Here is a 1,251-nt window from a genome sequence, read left to right as displayed (position 1 = left end):
AACTCCCTCCTAGCGCTTGTTCTTGCCGGTACGACGGCGACGGACAATGAGCTTGTCGCTCGCCTTCTTCTTACTGCGGGTACGGCCCTCGGCCTGTCCCCACGGGCTGACCGGGTGGCGTCCACCCGAGGTCTTGCCCTCGCCGCCACCGTGCGGGTGGTCGACCGGGTTCATCACGACACCACGAACGGTCGGGCGCTTGCCCTTCCAACGCATACGGCCGGCTTTACCCCAGTTGATGTTCGACTGCTCGGCGTTGCCGACCTCGCCGACGGTTGCGCGGCAGCGCACGTCGACGCGACGGATTTCACCGGAAGGCATACGCAGCGTGGCGTAGGGGCCTTCCTTACCGAGGAGCTGGATGCTCGCACCGGCAGAGCGTGCCATCTTGGCGCCGCCGCCCGGACGAAGCTCGACCGCGTGGATGGTCGTACCCGTCGGGATGTTGCGCAGGGGCAGGTTGTTACCCGGCTTGATGTCGGCGCTTGCGCCCTGCTCGATCGGTGAGCCCTGAGCGATGCCCTTGGGTGCCACGATGTAGCGCTTCTCACCGTCTGCGTAATGCAGCAGGGCAATGTTGGCGGTGCGGTTGGGGTCGTACTCGATGTGAGCGACCTTGGCCGGCACGCCGTCCTTGTCGTTGCGACGGAAATCGATCAGACGGTACGCGCGCTTGTGTCCGCCACCCTTGTGCCGGGTGGTGATACGACCGTGTGCGTTACGTCCACCGCGACCGTGCAGGGGGCGAACCAGCGACTTCTCGGGCGTGCTGCGGGTGATCTCCGCGAAATCGGAGACGCTGGAGCCGCGGCGGCCCGGAGTGGTCGGCTTGTACTTACGGATTGCCATGAGTCTTCTCGTCCTCTATATCCGAAGAGTCCCAGTCGCTTACGCGACCGGACCTCCGAAGATCTCGATGGGCTTGCTGTCGGCGGAGAGCGTTACGAGCGCGCGCTTGGTGTCCTTGCGCTTGCCGTAACCGGCACGGGTCCGCTTACGCTTGCCCTGACGGTTCTGCGTGTTGACGCTGGTCACGGTGACGTCGAAGATCTTCTCGACGGCGATCTTGATCTGCGTCTTGTTCGAATCCGGGCGCACCAGGAAGGTGTACGTGCCTTCTTCGATCAGTCCGTAGGACTTCTCGGAGATGACCGGTGCCAGCAGGATGTCGCGGGGATCGGCGATGGTGGTCACTTGCTTGCCTCCTCGTTCTTCGCAGGCCCTGCGATGAACGTGTTCAGCGCTTCCACG

At 64.1% G+C, this 1,251-nt stretch carries 2 protein-coding genes; both read right to left on the bottom strand.

What is annotated here, in order from left to right:
- Positions 1 to 9: 9 nt before the first annotated feature.
- A complete protein-coding gene (rplB, locus tag A2J03_RS27585; RefSeq protein WP_068380827.1) occupies positions 10 to 849 on the bottom strand; it encodes a 50S ribosomal protein L2 in 840 nt (279 codons plus the stop codon).
- A 39-nt stretch (positions 850 to 888) separates the two neighbouring features.
- Positions 889 to 1,194: a 50S ribosomal protein L23 gene (gene rplW, locus A2J03_RS27580; protein WP_068380830.1), complete on the bottom strand. Its 306-nt coding sequence runs from the start codon at positions 1,192 to 1,194 to the stop codon at positions 889 to 891.
- Between the last annotated feature and the right edge of the window lie 57 nt (positions 1,195 to 1,251).

Source organism: Rhodococcus sp. EPR-157 (assembly GCF_001647195.1).
Classification (GTDB): Bacteria; Actinomycetota; Actinomycetes; order Mycobacteriales; family Mycobacteriaceae; genus Rhodococcoides.
Note: the sequence above shows the minus strand (reverse complement) of the source record. Positions and strands in the feature narration are given on the sequence as shown.